25 protein-coding genes are annotated in these 26,500 nt (G+C 65.4%); 8 read left to right on the top strand and 17 right to left on the bottom strand.

Going from position 1 to position 26,500, the window contains the following annotated elements:
• The 8 genes from HUI96_RS03240 to HUI96_RS03275 form a co-directional block, all read right to left on the bottom strand.
• The coding region (locus HUI96_RS03240) for a molybdopterin-dependent oxidoreductase (RefSeq protein ID WP_188253213.1) at nucleotides 1-2,030 on the bottom strand (2,030 nt) is incomplete at its 3' end.
• Nucleotides 2,031-2,037: 7 nt separating this feature from the next.
• On the bottom strand, nucleotides 2,038-2,247 hold the full coding sequence (locus tag HUI96_RS03245) for a formate dehydrogenase (protein ID WP_188253214.1): 210 nt from the start codon (nucleotides 2,245-2,247) through the stop codon (nucleotides 2,038-2,040).
• Between the two features lie 51 nt (nucleotides 2,248-2,298).
• Nucleotides 2,299-2,970 carry a TorD/DmsD family molecular chaperone gene (locus HUI96_RS03250; protein ID WP_188253215.1) on the bottom strand — a complete coding sequence of 224 codons (672 nt, stop codon included), beginning with the start codon at nucleotides 2,968-2,970 and terminating at the stop codon, nucleotides 2,299-2,301.
• A 113-nt stretch (nucleotides 2,971-3,083) separates the two neighbouring features.
• On the bottom strand, nucleotides 3,084-3,827 hold the full coding sequence (locus HUI96_RS03255) for a DUF3306 domain-containing protein (protein WP_188253216.1): 744 nt from the start codon (nucleotides 3,825-3,827) through the stop codon (nucleotides 3,084-3,086).
• A complete protein-coding gene (locus tag HUI96_RS03260; protein ID WP_188253217.1) occupies nucleotides 3,824-4,336 on the bottom strand; it encodes a DUF3305 domain-containing protein in 513 nt (170 codons plus the stop codon). The genes HUI96_RS03255 and HUI96_RS03260 overlap by 4 nt, the downstream gene beginning before the upstream one ends.
• An 11-nt stretch (nucleotides 4,337-4,347) precedes the next feature.
• Nucleotides 4,348-5,364 (bottom strand): DUF6352 family protein, encoded by a 1,017-nt coding sequence (locus HUI96_RS03265; protein WP_188253218.1) that lies wholly within the window; start codon nucleotides 5,362-5,364, stop codon nucleotides 4,348-4,350.
• The gene (locus HUI96_RS03270; RefSeq protein WP_188253219.1) at nucleotides 5,361-5,903 is read right to left on the bottom strand and encodes a DUF6505 family protein; all 543 of its coding nucleotides are present in this window, start codon (nucleotides 5,901-5,903) and stop codon (nucleotides 5,361-5,363) included. Before HUI96_RS03270 ends, HUI96_RS03265 begins: the two co-directional genes overlap by 4 nt.
• Complete coding sequence (locus HUI96_RS03275) at nucleotides 5,894-6,622, bottom strand: biotin/lipoate--protein ligase family protein (protein WP_188253220.1); 729 nt, start codon at nucleotides 6,620-6,622, stop codon at nucleotides 5,894-5,896. Before HUI96_RS03275 ends, HUI96_RS03270 begins: the two co-directional genes overlap by 10 nt.
• Before the next feature lie 102 nt (nucleotides 6,623-6,724).
• Here HUI96_RS03275 and HUI96_RS03280 point away from each other — a divergent pair, with 102 nt between their 5' ends.
• Nucleotides 6,725-8,764, top strand: coding sequence for a 4Fe-4S binding protein (locus HUI96_RS03280; RefSeq protein WP_188253221.1), 2,040 nt, complete (start codon nucleotides 6,725-6,727; stop codon nucleotides 8,762-8,764).
• 3 nt (nucleotides 8,765-8,767) lie between these two features.
• Here the strand turns inward: HUI96_RS03280 and HUI96_RS03285 are convergent, their stop codons facing one another.
• The gene (locus HUI96_RS03285; protein WP_188253222.1) at nucleotides 8,768-10,057 is read right to left on the bottom strand and encodes a c-type cytochrome; all 1,290 of its coding nucleotides are present in this window, start codon (nucleotides 10,055-10,057) and stop codon (nucleotides 8,768-8,770) included.
• Between the two features lie 101 nt (nucleotides 10,058-10,158).
• On the opposite strand from HUI96_RS03285, the gene HUI96_RS03290 reads away from it, so the two are divergent.
• The 3 genes from HUI96_RS03290 (at nucleotide 10,159) to HUI96_RS03300 (ending at nucleotide 13,595) form a co-directional block, all read left to right on the top strand.
• On the top strand, nucleotides 10,159-10,365 hold the full coding sequence (locus tag HUI96_RS03290; RefSeq protein WP_188253223.1) for a DUF6494 family protein: 207 nt from the start codon (nucleotides 10,159-10,161) through the stop codon (nucleotides 10,363-10,365).
• Between the two features lie 139 nt (nucleotides 10,366-10,504).
• Complete coding sequence (locus HUI96_RS03295; protein ID WP_188253224.1) at nucleotides 10,505-11,635, top strand: molybdopterin-binding protein; 1,131 nt, start codon at nucleotides 10,505-10,507, stop codon at nucleotides 11,633-11,635.
• A gap of 10 nt (nucleotides 11,636-11,645) precedes the next feature.
• A complete protein-coding gene (locus HUI96_RS03300; RefSeq protein WP_188253225.1) occupies nucleotides 11,646-13,595 on the top strand; it encodes a molybdopterin biosynthesis protein in 1,950 nt (649 codons plus the stop codon).
• A 158-nt stretch (nucleotides 13,596-13,753) separates the two neighbouring features.
• On the opposite strand, the gene mobA is transcribed toward HUI96_RS03300, so the two are convergent.
• Both mobA and HUI96_RS03310 read right to left on the bottom strand, forming a co-directional pair.
• Nucleotides 13,754-14,383 carry a molybdenum cofactor guanylyltransferase MobA gene (gene mobA, locus HUI96_RS03305; protein WP_188253226.1) on the bottom strand — a complete coding sequence of 210 codons (630 nt, stop codon included), beginning with the start codon at nucleotides 14,381-14,383 and terminating at the stop codon, nucleotides 13,754-13,756.
• Nucleotides 14,373-15,266, bottom strand: coding sequence for a formate dehydrogenase accessory sulfurtransferase FdhD (locus HUI96_RS03310; protein WP_188253227.1), 894 nt, complete (start codon nucleotides 15,264-15,266; stop codon nucleotides 14,373-14,375). Before HUI96_RS03310 ends, mobA begins: the two co-directional genes overlap by 11 nt.
• 169 nt (nucleotides 15,267-15,435) lie before the next feature.
• On the opposite strand from HUI96_RS03310, the gene glp reads away from it, so the two are divergent.
• From glp to fdhF, 4 genes are all read left to right on the top strand, one after another.
• Nucleotides 15,436-16,692, top strand: a complete 1,257-nt coding sequence (gene glp / locus HUI96_RS03315) for a gephyrin-like molybdotransferase Glp (protein ID WP_188253228.1) — start codon at nucleotides 15,436-15,438, stop codon at nucleotides 16,690-16,692.
• An 88-nt stretch (nucleotides 16,693-16,780) separates the two neighbouring features.
• Nucleotides 16,781-17,017, top strand: a complete 237-nt coding sequence (locus tag HUI96_RS03320) for a sulfurtransferase TusA family protein (protein WP_188253229.1) — start codon at nucleotides 16,781-16,783, stop codon at nucleotides 17,015-17,017.
• Nucleotides 17,018-17,170: 153 nt separating this feature from the next.
• Nucleotides 17,171-18,844 carry an NAD(P)H-dependent oxidoreductase subunit E gene (locus HUI96_RS03325; protein WP_188253230.1) on the top strand — a complete coding sequence of 558 codons (1,674 nt, stop codon included), beginning with the start codon at nucleotides 17,171-17,173 and terminating at the stop codon, nucleotides 18,842-18,844.
• The gene (fdhF, locus tag HUI96_RS03330; protein ID WP_188253231.1) at nucleotides 18,844-21,636 is read left to right on the top strand and encodes a formate dehydrogenase subunit alpha; all 2,793 of its coding nucleotides are present in this window, start codon (nucleotides 18,844-18,846) and stop codon (nucleotides 21,634-21,636) included. Before HUI96_RS03325 ends, fdhF begins: the two co-directional genes overlap by 1 nt.
• A 225-nt stretch (nucleotides 21,637-21,861) precedes the next feature.
• On the opposite strand, the gene HUI96_RS03335 is transcribed toward fdhF, so the two are convergent.
• The 6 genes from HUI96_RS03335 to queE all read right to left on the bottom strand — a co-directional run bounded on the left by HUI96_RS03335 (nucleotide 21,862) and on the right by queE (nucleotide 26,376).
• Entirely contained in the window at nucleotides 21,862-22,326 is a 465-nt protein-coding gene (locus tag HUI96_RS03335; protein ID WP_188253232.1) for a DUF1801 domain-containing protein, read from the bottom strand.
• Between the two features lie 151 nt (nucleotides 22,327-22,477).
• Nucleotides 22,478-23,005 (bottom strand): DUF1801 domain-containing protein, encoded by a 528-nt coding sequence (locus HUI96_RS03340; protein ID WP_188253233.1) that lies wholly within the window; start codon nucleotides 23,003-23,005, stop codon nucleotides 22,478-22,480.
• Nucleotides 23,006-23,015: 10 nt separating this feature from the next.
• The gene (locus HUI96_RS03345) at nucleotides 23,016-24,470 is read right to left on the bottom strand and encodes an amidase (RefSeq protein WP_188253234.1); all 1,455 of its coding nucleotides are present in this window, start codon (nucleotides 24,468-24,470) and stop codon (nucleotides 23,016-23,018) included.
• Nucleotides 24,471-24,655: 185 nt separating this feature from the next.
• The gene (gene queC, locus HUI96_RS03350; protein ID WP_188253235.1) at nucleotides 24,656-25,387 is read right to left on the bottom strand and encodes a 7-cyano-7-deazaguanine synthase QueC; all 732 of its coding nucleotides are present in this window, start codon (nucleotides 25,385-25,387) and stop codon (nucleotides 24,656-24,658) included.
• Nucleotides 25,388-25,390: 3 nt separating this feature from the next.
• Nucleotides 25,391-25,744: a 6-carboxytetrahydropterin synthase QueD gene (gene queD / locus HUI96_RS03355; RefSeq protein WP_188253236.1), complete on the bottom strand. Its 354-nt coding sequence runs from the start codon at nucleotides 25,742-25,744 to the stop codon at nucleotides 25,391-25,393.
• The gene (gene queE, locus HUI96_RS03360) at nucleotides 25,741-26,376 is read right to left on the bottom strand and encodes a 7-carboxy-7-deazaguanine synthase (protein WP_188253237.1); all 636 of its coding nucleotides are present in this window, start codon (nucleotides 26,374-26,376) and stop codon (nucleotides 25,741-25,743) included. The genes queD and queE overlap by 4 nt, the downstream gene beginning before the upstream one ends.
• Nucleotides 26,377-26,500: the final 124 nt, after the last annotated feature.

Here is a 26,500-nt window from a genome sequence, read left to right on the forward strand (position 1 = left end):
TCCATCACATGCAAGCCGGTGCTGTAGAGATTGGCGGTTCCGGGATGGCGGATCTCCGGCTTTCCCCAGCACGGCCATGGCAGGCCGTAATAGTCGCCGCCGACCTCCGGATCATCCTTGGGGGCGCGCAAAGTCACCAGATCGAACTTCGCCTGGTTCTTCATGTGCGCCTTGAGCCGCTCGGGTGACTGTCCGCAATAGCCGGTCGACCAGCTTCCGCGGTTCATCTCGCGCAATATGTCCTCGGGTACCGGGCGGTCGCCCTCGACGGCGATCCTCTTGAACATCCAGTCGGCGAGGCCGAGCTTCTTCGAAAGGAGATAGAGGACCTGATAGTCGTCCTTCTGCTCGAAGCTCGGCTTGACGATCTGTTCGCCCCACTGGAGGGCGCGGTTGGAGGCAACGCGCGACCCCGATGTCTCGAACTGAGTGCAGACCGGCAGGAGGTAGGTGTTCTCCTTGCGCCCGGCCTGCACCGCCAATGATGCCCAGGTCGTCGGATGCGGGTCCGCGATGACGAGCAGTTCCAGGCCGGCCAGACCTTTCATGGACTCGGGTATGCGGGTGATACTGTTGCTGGCATGGCCCTGGACGAACATCGCCCGCGTTACGTCGGGTTGCTGGACGTCTTCCTTCGGCAGCGAAACCGAGTCGAACCACCGGGTCAGCGGTATGCCGGGCGTCTCCATCAGTTCCTTGGAGCTGAACTGGCCCAGCAGGTCCTGGTAAGGAATCTCCCAGACCCGCGCCCAATGCTTCCAGGCGCCCTCGGTCAGACCGTAGTAGAAGGGCAGGGTGACCACATCGAGCCCGATATCCGTCGCCCCCTGCACGTTGTCGTGGCCACGGAAGATGTTCGCGCCGGTGCCGGGCTTGCCGATATTGCCGGTGGCGAGGCACAGGATGCAGCTTGCCCGCGTATTGGCCGTTCCAACCGTGTGGTGTGTCTGGCCCATGCACCAGATAATCGTTGCCGGCTTCTGCGTCGCGAACGTCTCGGCGATGCGCTTGAGCTGATCGCCGGGAACGCCGGTGATCGTTTCCACCTCGTCAGGCGTGTACTTCGCGACCTCCTTGCGGACCTCGTCCATCCCGTAGACGCGCTGGGCGATGAATTCCTTGTCCTCCCAGCCGTTCTCGAAGATGTGCCAGAGCATGCCCCAGATGAGCGCGATGTCCGTGCCGGACCGAAACCGGACGTATTCCGTAGCGTGGGCGGCCGTGCGGGTGAAGCGCGGGTCCATGACGATGAGGTTGGCGTTGTTGAGTTCCTTGCCCTCGAGCAGGTGCTGCATCGCGACCGGATGCGCCTCGGCCGGGTTCCCGCCCAGGATGAGCATCGTCTTGGAGTTTCGGATATCGTTGTACGAGTTGGTCATTGCGCCGTAGCCCCAGGTATTGGCTACGCCGGCGACTGTCGTCGAATGGCAGATGCGGGCCTGGTGGTCCTGATTGTTCGTTCCCCACAAGGCGGCGAGCTTGCGGAAAAGATAAGTCCCCTCGTTGGAGAACTTCGCCGATCCCATCCAGTAGACGGATTCCGGCCCGGACTTCTCACGAATTTCGAGAAGCTTGTCGCCGATGCCGTTGATAGCTTCATCCCAGGACGTGCGCTCCCATCGCCCGCCGACGAGCTTCATGGGGTACTTCAGGCGGCGGTCGCTGTGCACCAGTTCGCGCACGCTGGCCCCCTTGGCGCAATGCGAGCCACGGTTGAATGGGCTGTCCCAGGACGGTTCCTGACCGGTCCATACGCCGTTCTGGACTTGGGCGGTGACGGTACACCCAACCGAGCAATGCGTGCAGATGTTCTTCTTCAGCTCGATTGGCACGCCCGGCTGAGGCGGGCTGATCGCGGCGGCCTTCTTGACCGTGCCGAACTGGAAGGTGCCGAGTGCCGCCATGCCGCCGACGGCGAGGCCGGAGCGCTGAAGGAAGGTTCGACGGTCCATGGGAGCCGACACGGCGCTCCCCATCAGACCCCGAAGTTTCGTGCGGCTCGCTTGCCCGCTCTTGCGCTTCGTCAGCATGGCGCCCTCACTTCTTCTTGGGATAGCCGTTCACGCGGTAGAAGGCCTTGACGTGATCCGTCTCTCGATAGCGGGCCCGCGCCTCCTCCTGGCCGGGGTTGTAGGCCTGCGCCTCGCCCGGAGTGAGCGCCACGGCCGCTACAGCGGTAGTGGAGGCACCGCCGAACGCTCGGAGGAAGTTGCGCCGGCTGAGTTCCGTCGGTCGCTTGTCGTGCATCTTCCGTCCTCCCTTTGTGTCCAGGCTTTCACCTGGCGGTGTCTTTCGGTTCTATGCGCTCCGCCGCGTCTCCATGGCGAAGGCCTCGTTCTCGATCTCGATGAAGAGCCGCCCGACCGTGCCGACAGCTCGGTAGAATTTTGCGGCTGTCGCGCTTTCCAGATCGGCGAAGAAGCGACCGGCCCAAGGCGCGACGTGCCTTTCGAAGAAATCCTGTTCCTCGCCGGCAGGAACCACGAAGTGTTTGCCGGCAAAGCCGCTCATCATTTCGCAAAGCGTACCGAGGTGATCCTCGGGGTCGGAATGGCCGTCGGCGCATTCGATGCCGAGGCGCATCATGTCCCCGCGCAGACGCGCAAGCGGCCGTTCGTTGAGGAAGCCGGTCAGGTAGTATGACGCGTAGGGGAGAAGCTCCCCGCGGGCGACACCGATGAACAGGTCGGAGTATTCCCGACCGACCGCATCGGCGGAAGCAGAACCAGCCGCCTGTCCGAGAGCGGCGTGAGCACGGCCGAGCGGCGTGTCGCTGCTGTCCTGCAGGAAGGCAAGGCGGGCGAGGAAGTCGGCATCGGGCGGGGTGAGCAGCAGCGAGGCGAGGAGGGCGTACTCGTCCGCGCGGGCTTGGTCGAGGTCGATAAGATCAGCAGCCCCCGCGCCGAAGATCGAAGCATCCGCTCCGTCTGACGATCCATGCGCCTGGTCCAGGGGCAAGTCTGAGTTCATCGTCTGACCTCGACCGTGCTGCCCAAGATTGGGTGGCTCATAGTAGCCCTACCTGAAACGATTGCAACAGCTTAAACCGGCTAACAATGGTCCGGTTCCTGGCATGAGCCGCGTCAGCGCGGCATCGCGCCACCGTGGCGCGGCCGGGTGAGGGGTTCGGGAGCCTGCGAAGGCTTGTCCGGGTCGGAAAATTGCGAGGGCGTGGCCGGTTCGGTCTCGCCTGAGGCGGCCGCGGTTGCATCCGGCGAAGCATCTGGTGGGCGCGATGCAATCGGCTCGGTTGTTGGGGAAATCTCTGCTGGGTCGGGATCAGCGACGCCGTCCGACGCAACGCTCGCCTGCTCGGGCGGCACATCGTCGGATGGCTGCGTCCGGGCAAACTCAGCTGATTCTTCTGTGTCTGTTCCGATCGCGCGAGCCGTCCTCGACAGGAACCCCACCACTGTCTCCTTAGCGTCGAGCGGGCCGAACCCTGCCATCGAGCCCGGCTGGTTGAAGTCCCAGGCATATTCGGCGGGACCGACATAATCGCGGATTCCCGGATCGAGCGACCACATCTTGCGCATCGCGGCGCTCCTCAGCGCCAAGGGTACGCCCTTCCTCAGGAAGGCGGATAGATCGCTTTCGGCAGTCAGATCTTCGATGCGGGGGAGGGGCTCTGCGGGTTCAGCCGCTTCGGTCTCCGGCGCTTCCGGTTCAGGGATATTCGATCGCGGGATGAGAACGTTTGCGTCACTCTCCGTAGCGGCCTCGTCAAGCGGGTGCTCTCTTTCCTCCGGCGCCTGAGCCTCGCTCGTCTGAGGAGCCAGTTTGCGGCGCGACCAGCGGGCGAGAAAACTATCGTTTCCGCCGCTCATTCCGCGTCCTCCCTCCGCTGCGAACTGGGCTCCCGTCTTGCCAACGCCTCGGGATTCGCTGGATCGCGCTTGCGTTTGACGAAGGGGCGTTCGACGTGGTGGGCCTCCACGAAGGCGGCCAGCCGCTGCTGTACCTCAACGGGCATCGACACAGCCTCGATGATATCCGTACCGGTCTCCGTCAGCGACTCGGCATCGGAGGGATCAGCGGTCACCAGGTGCAGCACGACCCCGGGAGGCGCATCCGTGTGCCGGAGTGACACCCATAGGCTCGGTTGCTGAGAACGAAGATTCTCCCTGTACATGGTCGTGTCCGTTCCGAAGAATTCGAGCTCCACCTTTCCCGCATAATAGCGGGTCACCTCGGTGGTTTCATGGAGTGCCGTCCAAGGTGCGGCCGCCGGTACGCCGACGAGCACGGCCACGGGCACCCAGGCGTGATCGACCCAGGGATTCTTCAGAGCCCGCCGCTCCACGACGACACCGACTTCGACTGTTTCCCGAATCAATCCGAAATCCTCTAGTTCGCCGGCCCCGCGGCGCGCAGCGGCAGACCGGCGATGAGATTCTGCGGCTTCATGCGGATCGTCCGATCGGGCGCCACTGCCATGATCAGCCAGATCGGCCGCGCACCCACTTCCGGCATGACTTCGCCGATGTCGGAAAAGCCGAGCCGGAACAATGCTATGATGCGCTCCCCTGCCTCGGGGTCAAGGTCCTTGCCCGTCCACAACGCGTTGCCGATGCGCGTCGCCTCGGTGTCCAGGCCGACGAACCATGCCCAGTTGTCGTCCTCGATCCGCTCGACCGGCTCGATCGTCACCTCAACAGCGAGCAGGTGGCGTATCCAGGCCTCCATCGCGGCGGCGAGGCCGCGCCTCGTCGGGCTGTCGGCGCCGCCGAGACTGAGCACCGTGTCGAAGGTATCACTCCTCTCGAAATAGCTGTCGGCATTCTCCTCCTCGAGGATTTCGAGCTCGGTGACGGCTGGTCCGCCAAGCATGCTCAGAAGGGGGGAGGCGTGACGGTTCTGCTCATGAACTTCTATGGTTTCCGCGTCGGCGAGCAGCAGCGCTCCTTCGTGGAAGGTTACCCGCTGCGCACGGTAGAACAACTCGGCCGCACGCAGCACGAAGGGATCGTTCTCGCCATCGAGCGCATTTCGCAGCACCACCTGCGCAAGCTGGTTCATGAAGAGCGGGGGAGTGTCGGCGGCCGAACTGCGCGCCAGCCTGAGATAGGCGGCCTCCAGGGAGGGTGCGGTCAGGAGGCGGTCGCGGAAGGCCATCATGAACTCCCAGTTCTCCCGCGCATCCGGATCCTGCATGGCGGCGATCTCGTCCGGCCCGACCGGCCGGCGCGGATGGTGCATCAGGAGGTCATGATGCAGGCGCAGTTCCGCCTCGCAGGCCGATTCCGGAGGAACAAGCTCGGGGCGGGCGAGATAGGCCTTGAGGAAGGCATCGGTCACCGTCAGCCGTCCTGCCTCGTCTCGGTCGAGGAGGTGGTGACCCGAAGAAACCCAGAAGTCCTTCACGTTTGTCTCCCTGCCAGCGCCCGGATATCGACTTCTTCCGCCGGCCCGTCCTCCTCATCGATCTCGATGACGCGAAATGCCCTTGCCGGATCGAGCCGGCTTACCTTCTGGTGGAGAGTGCGGAACGACTCCCTAATACCCGCCTCCTCGTCTGCGCGGTGAAGGGCAAGCAGGGTGTTTGGCGGGTGGTCGCAAAGGGACTGAACGAAGGCGATTTCTTCCTCGGCAGCCGGGCGCGCGGCCTCCATGCCGGGCGCTCCGCAACGCGCGACGAGTTGCTCGGCGAGTCTTTCGACCGCAGCCGCGCGCTCCTCCGCGGTAGCCTCGGTCACGACGACGAGCGTGGACCAGCCGAAGCTCTCGACGCCCAGGAAGCCCCCGCGGAACGCCTGCCGTTCCTTGCCGGAGAGGTTTTCGACATCGGCGCCGAAGAACAGGAAGGTGCCGGTAACGGCCCACTCGCCGGGTTCCGCGGCACGGGCATAGACGAAGGTATCCGAAGGATCGAGACGGATCGTACGCGGCAGCTTCAGAGCCATGGCATTCCAGTCGCGGGATCAAACCAGGTGGGCGACGCAAGAGCCTCCGCCAGGCTTTGTCTTTCGAACCCTGAAAGCAGCAGGTCGCCGTTGTCGGCGATCCGGACATTCTGGCCGCTTGGCGACACGCGGTCGAGCCACCGCCTGGCGAGGGGTGCGAAACCGGCGTCGCTCCATTCATCGAACGCGGTCATCAGATGGCGGGAGAAGCTGGCGATGATCTCGCCGGAATCGGCGCTTTCGAAGCCCAGTTCGTCGAGCGCGCCGAGCAGCGGCCGCAGGCCCGGCTCGTGAGTGTCGACGACCGCGGTGCGGATCATGGCCGAGAAGACGAGCCAAGCCGGCGTCTCGTCGTCGCGCGTTCCCTCGGGCCAGCCCAACCGCCCGCCGCCCACGAGAACCCCGTCGACACGGATCGCGTCGGGCCAGTCGAAGGTGACCGGCCGCGACGGCGGCGCAAGCGCAGTAAGCGCGTCGGCCAGCGCGCTCATGCCGGCATAGATTGCCAGGCGCGAATGTGCGAACGCCTCTTCCGGCTCCAGAACGACGGCGAATTCGGCCACATCAAAGCGTCGCACCCAGACCATCGCCCCGGCGCCCTGCTCGCCGGCAATGGCGCAGGCGTGCGCGAAAGCGTCGCCGGCCTCTCGCAGGACAACGAGGCTGTAGGGCGGGGGCAGATCGAGGGCGCGGTCGATGACCGAAGCGCACTGGGACATGATGCCGGTCCATTTCTGATGACGGCGGCCGTATTGTCCTTATAATGCTTCTAAAGTGAAGGCGCTACCGCAGCGGGCGGTGTCGCGCCGCGGGGAGGCGCAATGAGCCTGGACAAACCGCGCAAGGTGTTCGTCTGCTCCTGTGAGCGGAGCATGCCTGGATTTGGCGACAGCGTGGCCCGTGGATGCAAAAACGCTCAGATCCAGTCTGGGGATCAGCTCTGCGGCGCCGAACTCGATCGCGTCCGAAGCGCATTGAGCGCGGGTGAAGCTGTCACGATAGCCTGCACGCAGCAGGCGCCGCTTTTCCGAGAGGTCGCGGAGGACATCGGCTTCTCGGGCGATCTCGCTTTCGCGAACATCCGCGAGACGGCAGGCTGGTCGCGGGAGGCCGCGTCCGCCGGCGCGAAGGCCGCAGCACTCGTCGCAATGGCGGCGGAGCCGGTCGCGCCGCCAGCGCTCGTCACACTCACGAGCAACGGCGTGGTGCTGGTCTACGGCCGCGACGAGGCGGCGATCGAGGCCGGCCGGCAACTCGCCGACGAACTGGACGTCACCGTCGTGCTGACGCGACCGGACGAAGTTGCACCCAACCGCGTCTGGGATTTCCCCGTCGTGCAGGGCACGATCCGGAATGCGCGGGGTCATCTCGGCGCCTTCGAACTGACGGTCGACGATTTCGCGGTGCCGGCGCCCTCTTCGCGCGACCGTCTGCGCTTCGGGCCCTCACGCGACGGTGCGGTCTCGAAGGCGGACGTCATTCTCGACCTTTCCGGCGGCATGCCCCTTTTTCCGGCCCACGACCTGCGCGAGGGCTATCTCAAGGCGGATCCTGCCGACCGTGCCGGAGTCACCGCCGCGATTGCCAAAGCGGCCCGTCTCGTCGGGGAATTCGACAAGCCGCGCTACGTCAATTTCTCCGCCGATCTGTGCGCCCATTCGCGCTCGCGCATCACCGGGTGCACGCGCTGCCTCGACCTGTGTCCGACCGGTGCGATTGCGCCAGCGGGCGACCACGTCGCCATCGACGCGGAAATCTGTGCCGGCTGCGGCAGTTGCGCGGCGGCCTGTCCGACCGGCGCCGCCGCATATGCCTTCCCGGATGCCGAGGCGCTGCTGCGGCGCCTGCGTACGCTGCTGGTCACCTATCGGGAAGCAGGCGGCCACGAGCCGATCGTGCTGTTCCACGATGTCGACCATGGCGAGGCGCTCATCGATGCCCTTGCGCGCTTCGGTCCGGGGCTGCCGGCGAACGTCCTTCCAGTGGCGGTGAACGAGATCACGCAGTTGGGGGTGGAAGCCTGGACGGCGCCGGTGGCCTGGGGCGCCGTCGCGGTGAGGGCGCTCTGTTCGGCGCGGCCGAAGCACGATCTCACCGGGGTTGGCAGGAACGTCACCATCGCGAACCTTCTTGGAAATTCGCTCGGCTACGGCGCGGAAATCTGCGGGGTGATCGAAGCCGACGACCCGGATATCCTGAGATCGGCGCTCGATCAGGTGAAGCCGGGCTCCAACGCGCGGAAGCCGGCGACCTTTCTGCCGCTCGGCGACAAGCGCAGCCTGCTGAGAAGCACGATGTCCGAACTGCATCGCGCCGCGCCGACGCCGGTCGACCGCGTGGTGTTGCCGGCGGCAGCGCCGTTCGGGGGGCTCGACGTCAATGTCGAAGGCTGCACGCTCTGCCTCTCCTGCGTATCGGCCTGCCCGACCGGCGCGCTCTCCGACAGCGAGGATCATCCCGCATTGTATTTCTCCGAGAGCGCCTGCGTCCAATGCGGCCTCTGTGCGGCGACCTGTCCTGAGAAGGTGATCACCCTCGCGCCGCGGGTGGATTTTCCCGCATGGAGCGCACCGCGCCAGGCGATCAAGGAAGAAGAGCCCTACGAGTGCGTCCGTTGCGGCAAGCCGTTCGGCACCAGGAGCACGGTCGAACGGATCGTCGCCAAGCTCGAAGGCAAGCACTGGATGTTCGCGGGGGAGAACGCGCGGCGGCTGGAACTGGTGCGGATGTGCGACAATTGCCGTGTCGATGCTGTCATGAACGAAGGTTTCGACCCGTACCAAGCTCCAGCCCGCCCGGCGCCACGAACGACGGAGGATTATCTGCGGGAGCACGAGAAACCCGACACCAAGCCGGTGTGAGGCTCAGTCGCTGCGGGTCTCGGCCTGAAGGAAGCGGATCAGCGCCGCACGATCCTCGGGATTGCTGATCCTCTGCTCGGGCATCTTGGTGCCCGGCGTGTATTTGCTGGGGCCAAGCTCGAACAGCTTCGACACGGTCTCCGGCGTCCAGACTATGTCCATCTCCCGAAAGGCGGGCGAGTAGTGGTAGCCTGGCACCGAAGCGATGCGCCGGCCAAAAATGCCGTGCAGCGTCGGGCCGGCACGATTGCCGTCATCCGGATCGAGTGTGTGGCATGCGATGCAGGCGCGGAAAACCTGCGCGTCCGGATTGCCGGCATACCGAGCCATGAGATCGGTTTCAGCGGCCACGCTCGACCCGAGGCGCTCTCCCGATTGCACATCCCACTCGCGTACCAGCCGATCGGCGCCGCCAGCCAGAAGCGTCCTGCCCTCTGCCGTGAAGGCGAGCGACCAGACCGGTACGCCCGATGTGTCGAGCGTGCGAAGCGGGGAGAGATCTTTCGCGTCGAGCAACCGAATGGAATCACCGACAGCCGCGGCAGCGATGCGCTTTCCGTCGGGTGACACAGCGAGGGCGATGAGCGGACCGGACGAAATCTGCGTTTCGATGAGAACGGCGCCGCTGCGGTCGATCAGGCGCAGCTTTCCGTCGGCCCCACCCACCGCCAGTCGATCCTCCGCGACGGCCACGAGCGCGTTGAGCGGCGCAGGAATCTCCACCCGCAAAGGCGCGGTCCCTTGATCCCGCGGCCAGAAGAACACGGCGGCATCATACCCGGCGCTGACGAGCGTGCCGTCGGAGAGGAAAGCAACGGCGTTGACATTGCCGTGATGGCCTTCGAGGACACGCGGCTGTCCACCGGAGAGCGGCCAGAGCCGCACGGTCGTGTCCCAAGATGCGGAAGCGAGCGTCGAGCCATCAGGCGATACGGCAAGCGCTGAGATCGGCCCCGTGTGCCCTTCCAGGAGAGAAACAGGCGCGCTTCGGCCGCTGTCCCAGATCGCGATGCGGCCGTCTGCACCTGCGGTTGCGAAGCGGCCGTCCGGCAGGGCCGCGACGGCATTGACCTGGCCCTCATGAAACAGCAGCACTTCGCGCGCTTCGCCGGTCTCGAGCGACCAGACGATCGCCTTGGTATCGAAGCTGCCGGTGATCGCCGTCTGACCGTCGGCCGTCACGGCGATCGCCCGCACCGGGCCGCCATGGCCGCGCAGTTCCGCGCTATACGCGGCCGCGCCGAAGATGAGGGGGGCAACTGCCATCAGGCGTATCGCGAGCTTCGTCTTCATTGCGCACCAGCCCGTTCCGTGCTCCGTTGGCGGCAGCGCCGCCGTCACATGCGATGAGCATGCCGGAGGGCCATACCGTTCACACTGTCCGAGGTAATCATATGACCCAGAATATGGAAACCGATCCCTTCAACGTGTCGATGCGCAAGTTCCTCAAGCAGGTCGGCGTGACCTCGCAGCAGGCTATCGAGAAAGCGGTGGAGCAGAATGGGCTGAGAGGCCAGGGGCGACTGACCGTGAGGGCCGTCATCACGTCTGAGGCTGCCGGCCTGAACCATGTCGTGGAAGGCGAGATCGATCTCGGATGAGATGGTCGCGGCCCCGATCGGGGCCGCCAGTAGCTCTTTTCCCGAACGCAGAGCAGAAGCGTTCCTAGGTTCGTAGATCCCCGGCCGTGACGGCCTGTCAGGCTTGCAAAGCGGTTTGCGTCTGTCCCATCATCGGGACATGATGAGAACGCTTCCTCCGACCGGCATGCTGACCAGCCTCGAAGCGGCGCTCGGTGCGCTGCTCGACGGTCTGGTGCCGGTCGCCCCTAGCTTTTTGCCGCTTGACCAGGCGCTCGGCCGCGTCGCGGCCGAAATGCCGGCTCTCCTGGAGGCGCAGCCGGCGCATAGCATCGCTGCGCTGGACGGCTGGGCGTGCCGTGCCCTCGACCTCGTCGGTGCGTCGGCCTACTCGCCCCTGGCGCTGCCGGCCGTTCCGGCCTGGGTGGAGGCGGGCGATGCCATGCCGGAGGGCTGCGACTGTGTCCTCCAGGCCGATCTCGTCGATTGCAGCGGCCCGATCCCCCAAGCCGTCGGCGAAGCTGCGCCCGGCCAGGGCGTTCGCCGGGCGGGCGAGGACATGGCGGCGGGCCGCCCCGTCGCGTTGTCAGGGCAAAGCCTATCGGCCGCAGACCTGCTGGTCGCGCGCAAGGCAGGCTATCGCGAGTTGGCCGTGCGGGCTCCGCGTATCCGCGTCATCGATGTCGCCGCGGGGAGCGGTGAGACGTTTTCGACGCTTCTCGTTGCGGAGAGCCTGAAAGCCTGGGGCGCGACGGTGGTCGCCACCGATGCCGCGGGGCGGGAGGCTGCCTCGATCGCCGCCGCGCTTGATGGTGAGGCCTGCGATCTACTCCTCCTGGTCGGAGGCACGGGCGACGGCCGCACCGATGAGAGCGCAGAGGCCCTTGCTCGGCGCGGGGTGCTGCTTGCACACCGGATCGCTTTGCGGCCCGGCGGGACTACGGCGATCGGCCGCCTCGGCAGCACGCCGGTTGTCGTGCTGCCCGGCGCGCCCGACCAGGCCTTCGCCGCATTCCTCTCCCTCGTGCAGCCGGTTCTGGACCGCTTGTCGGGGCGACACCAACGGCGAAGCATCGTCTTGCCGCTCTCGCGAAAGATTGCATCAACAGTCGGGCTGAGCGAGATCGCCCTGCTCAATGAGCACCAAGGCGCCTGGACGCCGCTCGCCGTCGGCGATTTTTCGCTGGACGCCATGCGGCTTGCCGACGCCTGGCTTGCAGTCCCGGGCGACAGCGAGGGATATGCCGCGGGCACACCCATTGCCGCTGTTCCGCTCCCCGATTCGAATTGAGCCTGCCGACATGACGAATACTCCACCTCCTATCCGGCAGGACGCCGATCAGGAGCAGTTCCTGACGATACTGTCGCGCGAGGACGCGCTGGCGCGATTCCAAGCGGCGCTGTTTCCCCGGCCCGTGCCGACCGAAGAACGGGTCTTGGCCGATGCGCTCGGGCTGGCTCTTGCCGAAGACGTTGCGGCACCGGTCGACGTACCACCCTTCGACCGTTCCAACGTCGATGGTTTCGCGGTGCGCGCGGCCGACCTGGCCGCCGCCTCCGAAACGCGTCCCATCCGGCTCGTGCTCAATGCGGAGGCGATTGCCTGCGGCATCGTCCCGCAACTTCCGGTGTTGCCGGGCACCGCCACCGCCATCGCCACCGGGGGGCCGCTGCCACGCGGCGCCGACGCGATCGTCATGGTCGAGCATACCCAGCCGGCGGATGCTGGCGCGATCGAGGTGAGGCGCGGTGTCTCCCCTGGCCAGTTCATCTCCAATGCCGGCTCGGACATGGCCCGAGGCGAGGTCGTGCTGCGCGCCGGAACCGTGATTGGCTCCCGCGAGATCGGCATGCTCGCCGCCTGCGGCATCGCGCGCGTGACGGTCGCTCGCAAGCTGCGCGTCGCGATCCTCTCCACCGGCGACGAACTCGTCCAACCCGGCGAGCCGCTGCGGCCGGCCGGCATCTACGACGCCAACGGGCCGATCATCAGGGCGGCGGTGATCGAAAACGGCGGCGAGGCGCATTTTCTCGGCGCCATGCCCGACGACGAAGGCGTCCTTGAGCGCGCGATGCGCGAGGCGCTTGCGGCCCACGACGTGCTGATCCTCTCGGGCGGAACATCGAAGGGGGCGGGGGATGTCAGCCACCGCATCCTCGGCCGGCTCGGCAAGCCAGGCATTATCGCCCATGGCGTGGCGCTGAAGCCCGGCAAGCCGCTCTGCCTGGCCGTCTGCGACGGCAAGCCGGTCATCATCCTGCCGGGATTTCCCACCTCGGCCATGTTCACCTTCCACGATATGGTCGTGCCCGTGCTGCGGCGCGTGGCGGGTCTGCCGCCGCGTATCGATGCGCAGGTCGCGGCAAGGCTTCCGTTCCGGGTGCCATCCGAACTCGGACGTACCGAATTCGTGATGGTCTCCCTCGTGCAAGGGCAGGACGGGCTGGCTGCCTATCCGACCGGCAAGGGTTCAGGGGCCATAACGTCCTTCACCCAGGCCGATGGCTTCATCCGCATCGAGGCCCTGGCCGATCACATGCCCGCCGGCGCTGAAGTGCCAGTGACGCTGTTCACGCCGCAGGTACGCGTTCCAGATCTCGTCGTCATCGGTAGCCACTGCACGGGCCTCGATCTGGTCGTGGGCGAACTGTCGCGCAGCGGGATTTCGGTGCGTTCGCTCGCTGTCGGAAGCCTGGGCGGACTTGCCGCCGTGAAACGCGGTGAGTGCGACCTCGCGCCAATCCATCTCTTCGACCCGAACACGCACACCTACAATGCACCCTTCCTCAGCGACGGCCTCGAACTCGTGCCGGGCTGGCGGCGCATGCAGGGTCTCGTGTTCCGCCGGGGCGACGAGCGCTTCGAGGGCCGCAGCGCGGAGGAGGCGGTGCGCGCCGCGCTCGCCGATCCCGAATGCATGATGGTCAACCGCAACCAGGGTTCGGGAACGCGCATCCTGATCGATCAACTGCTCGGCTCGGACCGCCCAGACGGCTACTGGAACCAGCCGCGTTCCCACAGTGCCGTCGCCGCCGCGGTGGCGCAGATGCGCGCCGACTGGGGAATCACCATCGCGCCCGTCGCCGGGGCGGCCGGACTCGGCTTCATTCCGCTGACGGAAGAGCATTACGATTTCGCGCTGGTCTCGGCCCGCAAGGATCGGCCGGCCGTGCAGGCGTTCCTTGCTGCCCTCCAGTCGGCCGACATACAAGCAGCGCTGGAACGGGCGGGGTTCAGCCGGGCCGTCTAACGCGTCCAGGAAAGTCGGTATGCCCCTCATCCGCCTGCCGGCATCTTCTCCCCGTCAGTCACGGGGAGAAGGACGAGGCGGCTACGCCGGTGTCTCCCTCTCCCCGTCCTTCACGAGGAGAGGGTAAGGGTGAGGGGCAGCGCCACAGGCCATCTTCTCTAACCTTGAAGGAGCCCTGCAAGACGCTCGGCTTCGTCAAGGTCCTCGACCGTGTTGGCGTTGAAGAACGGATCCACGGGCTCGGCCGGCCATGACACCGTGGCGAGGTGGTAACGGGCGGTCCAGCGGTCGATCTTGCGCATGTCCTCCTCGACGAGCGCGTGGCGCAGTTCATCTCGCAGGGCGACTTTCCAGAGACCGATCACCGGGTGAGGACGGCCGCCGGATGCCGCCACCGCGAGGTCCGCATCCTCGGTCATGCGCGCCTGCTGCAGGCGTGCCACGAGGTCGCGCGGCAGGAAGGGGCAGTCGCCGGCGGCGCTGACGACCCATTCGACGCCCGGCCTGTTCGCCGCCGTCCAGTCGAGCGCGGCGAGGATGCCGGCGAGCGGCCCCGGATAGCCTTCGATCGTGTCGGCCACTACCGGGAGCCCGAAACGGGCGAAGCGCGAAGGGTCGCCGTTGGCATTGAGCACCAGCCCGTCGCATTGGGGCTCCAGCCGGTCGATGACGTGGTCGAGGATCATGCGTCCGCCGATCTCGCGCATCGGCTTGTCGCCGCCGCCCATGCGGCGGCCGAGTCCTCCTGCGAGCACGACGCACAGGGTCTCAGGCCGGTCAGTCGTCATGCTCGGCGCCTTTGCGTCTGCTGCGGGGCGCTTCTTCGTCGACAGAGGCAATATCCTGGTCGAAGATGATCCGCTCCTGGCCCGACAGCGCGATGAACCGCTTGCCGCGGGCCCGGCCGACCAGCGTCAACCCAACCTCACGCGCCAAGGCGACGCCCCAGGCCGTGAAACCCGAGCGCGACACGAGGATCGGGATGCCCATCCTCACGGTCTTGATCGTCATTTCCGACGTTAGTCGCCCGGTGGTGTAAAGGATCTTGTCGGAGGGATCGACGCCGTGGCGGTACATCCAGCCGGCGATCTTGTCGACGGCATTGTGGCGGCCGACGTCCTCCATATAGCAGATCGGCGTCCCTTCCCGGCAGAGCACGCATCCGTGGATGGCGCCTGCCTCGAGATACAGCGATGGCGTGGTGTTGATCTTGCGCGTCAATTGGTAGAGCCAGGAGGTGCGCAATTCCGATGCGGGCAGGCTGATGTCCTCGATCGCTTCGAGGAGATCGCCAAACGCCGTACCTTGCGCGCATCCCGACGTCTGCGTGCGCTTCCTGAGCTTCTGCTCGTAGTCGGTGTTGCGCTCCGTGCGCACAACGACGACCTGCAGGTCCTCGTCGTGCTCGACCTCCGTCACCACGTCGTCAGGCAGCAGCATGTTCTGGTTGAGCAGATAGCCGAGCGCCAGATATTCGGGATAGTCGCTGATCGTCATCATCGTGACGATCTCTTGCGCATTGAGGTAAAGCGTCAGTGCCCGCTCCACCGGCACGCGTATGTCGACTGCCGCGCCGTTATGATCGAGGCCGCCAACCAGTTCCGTCAGCCTCGTGTCTCCAGGGTCCGGCATGATGATGGCGAGGTCTGCTGAACTTGTCGTCTGATCCATGGTCGTTCCCTGAACAGCCACCGACGGCCGGCACAGCGTGCCAGTTCCGGCTTGACCCCTACCTTATAGCCTGTTCAAACCAAGGTCGGTCAAAAAACGCCTTGATCGAATGCGCACTCTGCTGGGTGCCGATTGCGTGGTCGATCACGTCGTTGAAGCTGAAGAGAGCATGGCGCAACTTTCCGACGACTGCTTCGCCTTCGGGGGGCCTTTGCGGCCGCTCGACGAAACCGCCGCTCTCATTGCATCGCGGCTCAGCGCCGTCGATGAGAGCGAAACCGTCCCGCTCACGCTCGCCGACGGACGCGTCCTTGCAAGAGACCTCGTCGCGCCCTTGCCGCTGCCGCCCTTTACCAACTCCGCCGTGGACGGCTACGCCCTAGGTGGCGACGACCTGCCCAGGGATGCCGAGAAGACATTTGCCGTCGTGGACAGGATCCAGGCGGGTATGTCGCCGCATCAGGTCGTCACCCCCGGACAGGTCGCCCGCATCTTCACAGGCGCGCAGATGCCCGAAGGCGCCGACACCGTATTCATGCAGGAGGACGTGCGAATCGATGAGACGGGCCGAATTGTTCTCCCGCCCGGATTGAAGCGCGGCGCCAATGTCCGGCCGGCAGGCGAGGATATCCAGATGGGGGAGGCGGTTCTGCCCGCCGGCCAGCGCATCCGCCCGCAGGACGTGGCACTCGCCGCCGCACTCGGCCTGACGGGGCTCGAGGTCCGGCGGAGGGTCCGCGTCGCCGTCTTCTCGACAGGAGACGAGATCGTCCCGCCGGGGAGCCATCGGGGGCCAGCGCAGCTTTTCGATTCCAACCGCTTCATGCTGATGGCGATGCTCACGCGGCTCGGCTGCGAGATCACCGACCTGGGCATATTGGCCGACGATAGTGAACTGATCGCCGACCGCCTGAGCGAGGCCGCTTCGGCGCATGACCTGATCCTGACCTCGGGCGGGGTGTCGACTGGCGAAGCCGACTGCGTGAGAGCCGGGATCGAGAGAGTCGGAACGCTGGTGTTCTGGCGGGTGGCGATCAAGCCGGGACGGCCTGTGGCCATGGGGGTGATCAAGGGAACTCCGTTGATCGGCCTGCCCGGCAACCCCGTCGCGAGCTTCGTCACTTTCGCGCATATCGCGCGGGTGGCGATCCTTGCACTGGCCGGTGCCCGGCCGCAACCATCGATCTCGACGCCGCTGCGGGCCGCCTTCTCCTACCGCAAAAAGGAGGGGCGTCGCGAATATGTGCGCGTAAGCTTACGCAATGCCGGCGACGGATCCGTGGAGGCCGTGAAATTTCCGCGCGAGGGTGCCGGGCTGCTTTCCTCACTGGTCGCTACCGACGGTCTGGTGGAACTGGGCGAGGAGGTCACCCGCGTCGAGCCGGGGCAGACGGTTCAGTTCCTTACTTATTCCAGCCTGCTCTGAAATCCGTCTCTGTGCCCATTTCCGACAATGCTGCGACGCCGGTGTTCAATTGACGACGCGCCGCGGCGTCGGGCATCATGAGAGCATGATGACCACGACGAAACTCGATCTCACCGGGTTGAAATGTCCCTTGCCCGCTCTCAAGACTCGCAAGGCCTTGAAGGGCTTGCAACCGAGCGAGCGGCTGGAGGTGCATTGCACCGATCCTTTGGCCATCATCGACATCCCCAATTTGCTCAACGAGGTGGGGGATAGCCTCGTAGCGACGGAACGCGACGGCAATCGCATCGTGTTCCTGATCGAGAAAGGGCATGTCACCACCTGACGCTGGTCGACAAGGCCCCACCACATATGCGAAGCCTTCCGCCACCAGCGCAGACTAGCCGCTCAGGGAAAAAATCTTGCCTCATAATAAACATCCTCACTGGCCCGAATTGTCATTAAGAGGTAAGGAAATTGCGCTGGGTGAGGTGAGAGTATGACGATGCACGAACGGCGGCCGCGAGATCGAGGCCCGAAGGGGCGCCCGCTGGACGATGCCGCGTTGGCCGAGGTACGCGAACTGCTCGGCGCGCGCGAACGGCGCCGCGATCTTCTGATCGAGTTCCTTCACCTGATCCAGGACCGCTATGGCTGCCTGTCGGCGCGGCATTTGCGGGCGCTGGCCGAGGATATGCGTCTGTCGCAGGCCGAGATCTACGAGGTGGCGACCTTCTACGACCATTTCGATGTGGTGAAAGAAGGCGAGACGCCGCCGGCGCCGCTGACGATCCGTGTGTGCGATTCGGTGAGCTGCATGCTGGCGGGCGCCGAGACGCTCATTGCCGAGTTGCAGGCGGGCGCCGATCCGGCGGCGATCCGGGTCATGCGCGCCCCCTGCATGGGCCGTTGCGCCGGCGCGCCTGCCGCGCGCATAGGTGATCGCGAAGTCGACGAGGCGAGCGCCGAGGGCCTGCTGCGCATGGCCGCGGCAAGTGAGACCGATGTCAGGGTGCCCGACTATGTCGGGTTCGAGGCGTATCGCCAGGCCGGCGGCTACCAGCTTTTGCAGCGGGTCCGGGACGGGGCGCTGGCCACGGACGAGATCATCGCCGTGCTGGGCGACGCAGGCTTGAAGGGGTTGGGCGGCGCCGGTTTTCCCGCTGGGAAGAAGTGGCAGTTCGTGCGCTCCTATCCCGGTCCTCGCCTGATGTCGATCAATGGTGACGAAGGCGAGCCCGGCACCTTCAAGGACCGCATCTATCTCGAACGCGATCCTCATCGCACTTTGGAGGGCGCGCTGATCGCCGCTCATGCGGTCGAGGCCGAGCGCATCTATTTTTACATGCGCGACGAGTACCCCGCGGTTTTGGCCATCCTACGCGCCGAGATCGCGGCCCTCGAAGCGGCCGGAATCGCCAGTCCTGGCTTCATCGAGCTGCGGCGTGGCGCCGGCGCCTATATCTGCGGCGAGGAGAGCGCGATGCTGGAGAGCATCGAGGGCCGGCGCGGAATGCCGCGCCACCGCCCGCCCTACATCGCCGAGGTCGGGCTGTTCGGTCGTCCGACTCTCAACCACAATGTCGAGACGCTGTGGTGGATCCGCGACATCGTCGAGAAGGGTCCGTCCTGGTTCGCCGGCCTGGGCAAGCCTGGCCATCCGGGTATCCGGTCCTGGTCCGTTTCCGGCCGCGTTAAGGAGCCCGGCGTCAAGCTGGCGCCCGCCGGCGTGACGGTTCGCGAACTGATCGAGGACTATTGCGGCGGCATGGCCGACGGGCACGAGTTCAAGGCCTATCTGCCGGGCGGCGCGTCCGGCGGCGTCCTGCCGGCCTCGCTGGGAGACATCCCGCTCGATTTCGGCGGTGAGCTTGCGAAGCAGGGCGCCTTCGTCGGATCGCATGCCGTGGTGGTGTTCTCGCAGGCCGACAACATCAGGGACGTTACGCTCAACCTCATGAACTTCTTCAAGCATGAGAGCTGTGGCAAATGCACGCCCTGCCGCGAAGGAACCGAAAAGCTGGTGACCCTCTTGAAGGAGCAGGGTTCGCTGAATGAAATCGCGATCCGCGACCTCGAGATCGTGATGCGCGATTCTTCCATCTGCGGCCTGGGCCAGGCAGCGCCCAATCCGGTCAACCATCTCTTGACGCATTTCCGGGGTGATCTCTGATGGCAAACAGCGTCGTATTCGAGCTCGACGGAAAGACCGTCACCGCCGCTGAAGGCGAGACGATCTGGGACGTCGCCAAGCGCGAAGGCACGAAGATCCCGCATCTCTGCCATGTCGACATGCCGGGCTATCGTCCTGACGGCAACTGCCGCGCCTGCATGGTCGACATCGAAGGCGAGCGCGTGCTGGCTGCCTCCTGCATCCGCAAGCCGACCGCTGGCATGGTCGTGAACACCGAAACCGAGCGCGCCCGCAAATCGCGCGAGATGGTGTTCGAGCTTCTCGCCAGCAACATGCGCCCCGCCGCCGAAGGCCCCGACCAGCAGTCGATGTTCTGGCAATGGGCCGGAGAAATGGGGATTTCCGGCGACCGCTATGGTTCCAAGTTCGTCAGCGACGACATGCTGGCGGAGTTCGACGTCACCAATCCGGCCATCGCCGTCAACCTCGACGCCTGCATCACCTGCGGCGCCTGCGTGCGCGCCTGCCGCGAGGTGCAGGTCAACGACGTGATCGGCATGGCCGCGCGTGGCAACCATTCGGTTCCCGTCTTCGATATGCACGACCCGATGGGTCTTTCAACCTGTGTGACCTGTGGCGAATGCGTCCAGGCCTGCCCGACCGGCGCGCTCTACGAGAAGTCGCTGATGGACGATGCCGGCAAGACCCGTGTCGTCCAGGAGTTCGACAAGGTCGTCGACTCGGTCTGTCCGTTCTGCGGCGTCGGCTGCCAGACGAAAGTTGCGGTCAAGGACAACAAGATCGTCCAGGTCGACGGTCGCGACGGCCCGGCCAACGAGAACCGGCTCTGCGTCAAGGGCCGCTTCGGCTTCGACTATGTCATGTCGCCAGAACGGCTAACGAAGCCGCTGATCCGCCGCGACGACGCGCCCAAGGCCGGCGACATCGACCTGCGCGGCGTCGATCCGCTGACGATCTTCCGCGAGGCCACGTGGGAAGAGGCGCTGCAGCGCGCCGCCGGCGGCCTGAAGCGCATTCGCGACGAGCATGGCGGCAAGGCGCTGGCCGGCTTCGGCTCGGCGAAGGGCTCGAACGAGGAGGCCTATCTCTTCCAGAAGTTCGTGCGCCAAGGCTTTGGCACCAACAATGTCGACCACTGTACGCGGCTCTGCCACGCCTCCTCGGTCGCCGCCCTTATGGAAGGCGTCGGTTCGGGTGCGGTTTCGGCGCCGTTCATGGACGCCATGAAGGCAGACTGCGTGATCGTCATCGGTGCGCGACCCGCGACCAACCATCCGGTTGCCGCCACCTATTTCAAGCAGGCGGCCAAGCGCGGCACCAATCTGATCGTCATGGACCCGCGCGGCCAGGAGTTGATGCGCCACGCTACCTATGCCCTGCGCTTCAAGCCAGGCGCCGACGTCGCCATGCTCAACGCGCTGCTGCACGTCATCATCGAGGAGAAGCTCTACGACGAGCAGTACATCCAGGCCAATGTCTCCGGGTTCGAAGCGCTGAAGAACAAGGTCAAGGAGTTCTCGCCGGAGGCGATGGCGCCGGTCTGCGGCATCGAGGCGGACGTGCTGCGCGCGGTGGCGCGCACCTATGCCAAGGCCGAACGCTCGATGATCTTCTGGGGCATGGGTATCTCGCAGCATACCCACGGCACCGACAATTCGCGTTGCCTGATCGCGCTGGCGCTGATCACCGGCCATGTTGGGCGCCCCGGCACCGGGCTCCACCCCCTGCGCGGCCAGAACAACGTGCAGGGCGCATCGGACGCCGGCCTCATCCCGATGTATTTCCCGGACTACAAGTCGGTGGAGAACATCGACATCCGCGGCCAATACGAGAATTTCTGGGGCCAGACGCTCGATCCGAAACGTGGCTTGACCGTCGTCGAAATCGTCGACGCCATCCATGAGGGCGAGATCCGCGCGATGTACATCATGGGCGAAAACCCCGCGATGTCGGATCCCGACCAGAGCCACGCCCGCGCCGCACTCGCCAAGCTCGAGCATCTGGTGGTGCAGGACATCTTCCTGACCGAGACGGCGTGGCACGCCGATGTGGTGCTGCCGGCCTCCGCCCATGCGGAAAAGCTCGGCACCTTCACCAACACCAACCGGCAGGTGCAGATGGGCCGGCCGGCGCTCGACCCGCCCGGCGATGCGCGGCAGGACCTCGAACTGATCATCGAGCTTGCCAACCGCATGGGGCTGGGCTGGAACTACAGCCACGTCTCGGAGGTCTATACCGAGATGGCGCAGGTGATGCCGTCGCTGAGGCACATCTCCTGGGAGCGCATCGACCGTGAGGAGTCCGTCGTCTACCCGGCCGACGGCCCGGACGTGCCGGGTAACGAGATCGTCTTCTCCTCCGGCTTCCCGACCACCGACGGGCGAGGGCGCATCGTGCCGGCAGATCTCCTGCCGCCCGACGAGGTGCCGGACGACGAGTATCCGATGGTGCTGACCACCGGGCGCCTGCTCGAACACTGGCATACGGGCGCCATGACCCGGCGCGCCGGGGTGCTCAACGCCATCGAGCCCTATGGAATTGCCGCGATGAATCCCTACGAGATCAAGCGCCGCGGCCTGTCGCAGGGAGACATGATCGCGGTGGAGACGCGGCGCGGCACGGTCGAAGCCATTCTGCGGGCCGATCGCGAGGTGGCCGACGGCATGGTGTTCATGCCGTTCTGCTTCAACGAGAGCCCGGCCAACCAACTCACCAACCCGATGCTTGATCCGTACGGCAAGATTCCGGAGTTCAAATACTGCGCCGCGCGAATTGCGCCGGCAGCGAGGGCGGTCGAAGCTGCCGAATAACAGCGTTGTGGAAATATACCCCCGGCGGAGGCATTGAAGTCCGCCGGGCGGTCGGGGCGCCAGCCGCAACGTATGCGGACTGGCTTCCAGTATAGCGGCGTCCGGTCGCTAATTCAGTGACTGCTGCGGAAGTTCGTCGCCATAGCGAGAACCTCTTTTACTGCCTCGGCAGTCTTTCCGACGTTCGCGCCCGCCTCGGTCCCCGTCTGCCCGAACAGATAGGCCTCAAGCGCCTTTCGAGTTCTTCCGGGAGGAACGCGCGGAAGCTCGCGCCAAAGTGTTCAGCGCCGCGGCGGCGCGGATAAGTGCCTTCAACGCCTCCTCGTCGATCTTGCCGCCCTCGTGGAAATCGACTGCACGCCGGGTGTTGCCTTCAAGGCTGGAGTTGAAGAGCCCCGAAGGGTCCTCCAGCAAGGCGCCCTTGGCGAAGGTCAGCTTCACCTTGTCCTTGTACGTCTCGCCGGTGCAGATGATGCCCTCGTGCTCCCACACCGGCACCCCCAGCATGTTCGACGGCTTTCGCCACTTCACCTCCTCGACGACGTCGGGGTCGGCCTGCTTGATGAGAGCCCGGATGCGCGCGAGCATCTCGCCCCGCCAGTCACTCAGCCCGGCAATCTTTGCGTCGATCAACTGAGAGGGAGTTTTCTCGTCGGCGGCTTCCTCTGAGGAATTCGTTCTCTCCTGCATGGCGGCAGTCGCTCCTTCATGTCCGTGGCAAGGCAATGCCCCTGGATGGCCTTCTGCACATCGCGCGTGCCGGTGTCACCATGTGGTGATTCCACGAGCGTAGAGTTGTGGTTTGACGAGCCGGCGTCCAATCACGCCACGTTGGTGCTGCTCACATCTTTTCGCCGGGCAGTTCGCTTGCCTGCTTCACCCAGTCCGAAAACTGGGCTTCGTCGAACTGGTCGTCCTCGCGGATGTCGAGATAGCGCACGTCCTTCTGCTTGGACGTGCCGGGCGGGAGGGGATGCAGCGACGCGCCGCGGAAGAACGCCACCTTGATGTATTTCGTGAAGCAGTGGAAGCTGAGGAACCAGACCTGATCCTCGACGCCGTAGAAGGGCGAGTTCCATTTGACCGCCTTGCGCACGCCGGGAACGGTGCGCTCGATGAGCGCGTCGAGGCGACCTCCGACCTCGCTTTTCCAGCCTGGCATGGCCGCGATATAGGCCTGGACCGGCGCATCGCCGTAGCCCTTCGCGATCTGGGGGTTGCCGCCTGACAACAGCGTCGGCGCCTCGGCAGGGCCGTTGCTCCCGGCCGTGTTGGCTTTTGCCTTGCCGGGCTTGCGGGCGGCTGACTTGCCCGGCTCGGCGGACTTCTTCGCGATCTTTCCTGATTTGTTGGATGCTTCGTCGGCCATTGTCGTCATCTCACCCGTGGACGGAGTGTGTCTGGGCATGCGCCTCAGCTTCGAGGCGCGGCGGGTGGCGTCCGGGCCAGTCCGTCACTTGATGATAGACGTCTCCGAGTTGCAGGACGGCAGCATCGGCGCTGCGGGGACCTATTAGCTGCATGCCCATGGGCAGCCCTGCCTTCGAAAACCCTACCGGCACGTTCAAGGCGGGCAGGCCGGCGATCGAGGCCGGCACCACGACCTCCATCCATTGGTGATAGGTGGTCATCCGGCGTCCTGCCACGCTCTCGGGCCAGCGCAGTTCGGCGTCGAACGGGAGTAGCTGGGCGCTGGGCAACACCAGAGCATCATAGTCCTCGAAGAGTTTTGCCGCGGCCGAAAACCATTCCGAGCGAACGACGCTCGCCTCGTGCACCTCCATGGCCGAGACGGCGAGGCCGCTCTCGATCTCGTAGACGAGTTCCGGCTTCAGTAGGGCGCGGGACGACGGGTCCTCATAGAGGTGGCGCTTGCTCGCGGCATTGGCGAAGCTGCGTAGCGTCAGCCAGGCATGCCACATGCGCTGCGGATCGAACGGCGGCGTGACGTGCTCAACCACGATGCCGGCATCCTCGAAGACCCCAAGCGCTCCCTCGCAAAGCTCCAGCACCTCCTTCTCGATGGCGAAATGGCCGGCCCAGTCGCCTATCCAGCCGATCCGTCTTGCCCCGGACGGCTCATCGAGCAGGGCGAGGAATGAGGGATGGGAGGGCAATCCGTGCGGATCGTGCTCGGCCGGACCGGCGATGACGTCCATCAGCATGGCGAGATCGCGTATGCTGCGCGCCATCGGCCCGTCCATGGAGATCTGGTTCAGGAAGAGGTCGCCGACCGCATCGCGGGCAATGCGCCCGTAGCTCGGCCGGAAGCCGTAGACGTTGCAGAAGGCGGCCGGATTGCGCAGCGACCCCATCGTGTCCGATCCGTCGGCGAGCGGCACCAGTTTTGTGGCGAGGGCCGCGGCCGCCCCGCCGCTCGATCCTCCTGCCGTTTTGGAGAGGTCGTAGGGGTTCCGGGTGACGCCGTGGACCGGGTTGTAGCTGTGCGAGCCGAGCCCGAATTCGGGCGTGTTGGTCTTGCCGATCAGAATAGCGCCGGCAGCCCGGATCCTGGCTGCGAGCAGGTCGTCAGAAGTGGGCACATGGTCGGCAAAGAGCGGAGAACCGTGCGTCGTCCGGATGCCCGCCGTCTCGACAAGATCCTTGATGGCAAACGGGAAGCCATGCAACGGCCCGCGCCGCGGCGCAGCGTCGGCCGCCTGCGCCTCCGCCATGAGTTCGTCCCGCGGCCGCAGCGAGACGATCGCGTTGATCGCCGGATTGAGTCGTTCGATGCGATCGAGGAACGCGGCCATTACCTCGGCGCAGGATACTTTTCGGGCGGCGATTGCCTGCGAAAGGATTTCGGCGGGAAGATACGTCGGGTCTGTCATTAGAACGGTCGGCGCGTTGATTTCGGGAAATGGCAGGGCAATCGTCCATCTCCTAGTCGGGTAAGGAGCAGGTTACAGGCGCTTTGCCATCGATAGAAGTGGCTTTTGGTGAAAAGGGCCGCGCTGCCGCCAGGCGATCAGGCCATGCTCATCACGAAACAGCCGTTTCCCGCGCCGGGCAGGGCTCATTGCGGGTGAGTGGCGACGCTGGCTCTCAGCGATTGAAACCGCTCCCATCCCTGCGCGCGCAGTTGGCAGGCGGGGCAGGTTCCGCAGCCAAAACCCCATTCGTGGTGGTGCTCGCGATCGCCATTGTAGCAGCTGTGGGTGTCTTCCCGGATCAGTTCGACAAGAGGCTGTCCCCCGAGGGTTTCCGCCAATGCCCAGGTCTGAGCCTTGTCGATCCACATGAGCGGCGTGTGGATGACGAAGCGCGCCTCCATTCCGAGATTGAGGGCGAGCTGCATCGCCTTGATCGTGTCGTCGCGGCAGTCGGGATAGCCGGAATAGTCGGTCTCGCACATGCCGGCGACCAGATGCTTTGCGCCGCGGCGATAGGCGAGGGCGCCGGCAAAGCCCAGGAACAGGAGATTCCGCCCGGGCACAAATGTGTTCGGCAACCCGTTTTCCTGCACCGCGATCTCGACGCTGCGTGTCAGTGCGGTGTCGCTGATCTGACCGAGCACCGTCAGATCGATCAAGTGATCTTCGCCGAGCTGGCCTTGCCAGTGCTGGAAGTCGCTGCGGATACGGTGCAGGATTCGCGGCCGGACCTCGATCTCGATCCGGTGCCGCTGGCCATAGTCGAAGCCGATCGTCTCCACGTGCTCGAACCTGGCGAGTGCCCAGGCCAGGCAGGTCGTCGAATCCTGTCCGCCCGAGAAGAGCACGAGCGCGGTCTGCGGGTCCTGTCGCATCGCTCATCCCTCGTACTCGGCCCAGCACTGGGGCGTCTCATAGATCCTGACCGAGGCTAGTTGGGGCACGAACGGCTTCACCCGGTCAAAAATCCAGATCGCGATGTTCTCGGCGGTGGGGTTCTCGAGCCCTTCGATCTCGTTCAGACAATGATGGTCCAGCCGCTGCAGGATCGGGCCGAACGCGGCCTCTATTTCGAAGAAGTCGATGACGAAGCCGGTCTGCGGATCGACAGGTGCTTCGAGGCAGAGTTCGACACGGTAGGAATGGCCGTGCATGCGGTAGCAGCGATGGGCTTCCGGGACGCGCGGGAGGCGGTGCGCCGCCTCGAAGGTGAATGCCTGCGTGATCTTCATGGGATCCCAAGAAACTTGTGGGTCTGAAGGCTGAGCCGCCAGCGCGGGTGGGCGAGGCAATAGGCTACGGCAGCGGCGGTGTTCGCCTCTCGCTCGGGCCCGTCCATCGGCTGGAGCAGCAGGTGCCTGAAGGCGAGGGCCTCGAAACGCTCGGGCTCCGCATCGGCCTGCGGAAAGACGAGCTTCAACTCGTCGCCGGCAGTGACCACGAGCGGGGCGCCGGCCTTCGGGCTGACGCATAGCCAGTCGATGCCGGCTGGCGGCACGACTGTCCCATTGGTCTCCGCGGCGACCTCGAAGCCCGCGCTGTGCAAGGCATCGACAAGGTCTTTGTCAACCTGCAGGAGCGGCTCGCCCCCTGTGAGCACGACGAATCGTTGCCCGACCGCTGAGCCCCGCCAGGCCTGCTCGATGGCTGACGCAAGATCCCTCGCGCTGTCAAAACGGCCGCCGCCCACACCATCCATGCCGACAAAATCCGTATCGCAGAAGGTGCAGACGGCTGTCGCGCGATCAACCTCCCGCCCGGACCAGAGATTGCATCCGGCGAAGCGGCAGAACACCGCGGCGCGGCCGGCATTCCGTCCCTCGCCCTGCAGCGTGTAGAAGATCTCCTTGACCGCGTACGACATGGCTCGCGCCGCCCGATCGCCGGCGCGATATGTTCGGCCGGCTCCTGGATGCTGTGGCGGCTGTCCGATCAAATAGGGACGCGGCTGGCTTCGACCATATCCGTGCTCGCTCTTGCCCGGTGCA

It is taken from the genome of Pseudaminobacter soli (ex Zhang et al. 2022) (genome assembly GCF_014595955.1).
In the GTDB taxonomy this organism is placed as follows: domain Bacteria; phylum Pseudomonadota; class Alphaproteobacteria; order Rhizobiales; family Rhizobiaceae; genus Kumtagia; species Kumtagia pseudosoli.